This window comes from Nocardioides sp. LHD-245, from assembly GCF_030929495.1.
Classification (GTDB): domain Bacteria; phylum Actinomycetota; class Actinomycetes; order Propionibacteriales; family Nocardioidaceae; genus Nocardioides.
The window spans coordinates 1-1805 of record NZ_JAVFWN010000035.1 but is presented as its reverse complement, the minus strand read 5'-3'; the positions used below and the strand labels follow the sequence as shown (position 1 = coordinate 1805).

At 68.0% G+C, this 1805-nt stretch carries 1 protein-coding gene; it reads right to left on the bottom strand.

What is annotated here, in order from left to right; genetic code table 11:
* Positions 1 to 26 precede the first annotated feature (26 nt).
* Complete coding sequence (locus RB608_RS28195; RefSeq protein ID WP_308091424.1) at positions 27 to 1517, bottom strand: transposase; 1491 nt, start codon at positions 1515 to 1517, stop codon at positions 27 to 29.
* Positions 1518 to 1805 lie beyond the last annotated feature (288 nt).

Here is a 1805-nt window from a genome sequence, read left to right as displayed (position 1 = left end):
CTGATTCCCTATGGGGGATGGGCTTGTCAAGCGGTTTGTTTGTTGACGTTGCTCGACGTGGCCGTTGAGGATTGTGGGTGGGGAAGGTCGCCCCGTCGTGATTGTCCGGTTGGGACTTTCTGGGGGGCCTTCCCCGCCTTCTTGCTGCGGCGTCGGGCACGGACCTCGGGTGGCACGGTCCAGTGCTGGGCGATGAGGTGCTTTGCCTCGGCTGGATCGACAAGCCGGCCGTCGGTGTCGCGGATGACGTAGGGCATGGCGCGGTTCATCACAGTCCAGAATCGCTCGGCCAGGCTCGCCGCAACCACGCACAGCGCACCCAGGTGGTCCTTGCCGCGTTCGACCATCTGGACGTAGTAGATCCGCGCCAGCTGGGGGTCTTGCTTGCGGGCGGTGTCCGCAGCCCGGATCAAGGTGGTGCGCAGCAGGGAAGACCCGGCTTTCGACATGGGCTGGCCCTTGCGGTCGGTCTCGCCGGTCTCGGACGCCTTGGGCACCAGCCCGGTGTAGGACCGGAACGCCTTGCCGGTACGGAACCGGGTCGGGTCCCCCATCACGGCGGCCAGCGCGGGTCCGCCGATCTCGGCGACCCCGGGCAGGCTCCTAGCCAGCCCGGCGGGGTCGACCCGCTGGTAGGCGTCCTCACGGGCGCCCGCGTGGGCTGCCAGCTCGGACTGGACCGCACGCAGCAGCCTGGCCTCGGTGGCGACCTCGGCGGCCAGGTCGGTGAACGCGACCGCAGGATGACCCGCGTACAGCTCGACCGATGCTCGTGCGGCATCGAGCCACTGCTCGGCCCGCTCGCGACCTTGGTGGCCGTGGGAGGCCTTCGCGATCAACGCCGTCAACCGGTTGAGGCCGAGTCGGATCAAGGTGTTGGGGTCGGCGTAGCGCTCCAGGACCGCCAGATCCGCGATCCCCAGGTCGCCGGTCAACGGTGTCATCGGGAGCAGTTGACGGACCAGGTCCTTGATCCGGCGCTTGTGCAGGGCACCAGCCTGGGTGAGCCGGTCAGTAGCCCGCACCCGACGATCCAACGAGGCCTGCTCGGCATCTGGCAGCCGCAGGGGTTGCAGCCCGCCGGGGTCGAAGATCGGGAGCCGGGCCAACGTGTCGGCATCGATCCCGTTGGTCTTGGTGTGGCGTGACAAGAACCTGCGCAGGTCAGCGGCCTTGGCCGAGGACACCCGATGCACGACGTGCCCGCGAGCGGCGAAGAACACCGCGATCGGCAGCCACGCCGGACCGGTCGGTTCCATCACCACCTCTAGCACCGTGTCCTCGTCGGCGCCGGCCAACGCGGTCTTCTCAACATCACCCAGGCTCTGCTCGGTCGGCCAGGCCTTGCGTTTCGCGACCGTCTTGCCGGTCTCGTCCAGCACCCGCACGGTGTGCGCGCTGGCGATGCCCAGATCGATCCCGACCAGGCGTCTGGTACCCATCTCGTCTCCTTCGTTCGCGGTGCAGTGATCGACACCGGTCACGTCCGAGGTGAGCGCCTCGAAGAGCGCCCGCACGAGCGTCGTACTCGAGCCACGGTCCCAAGGAAGACACGCGCCAACCGCGGCTCCCACTCATGTGCTGCAAACGGCCCCGACCTCGACGAGCCGAGCCACTTCCCTCATCCGGGGCATCCGTGGCCAGCCGGAGATGGCAATCAGGCGAACGGGGCCGACCACACACCAGGTGACCTCCCCAGAGCCATTCTCGACGCCACTCCCCGAACCAACCGGGATGACCATGCAACCCTGGAACCTCAGCTGCGTAGTGGCTCCACGCCGCCGATGTCCCTTACATGAGCCCGC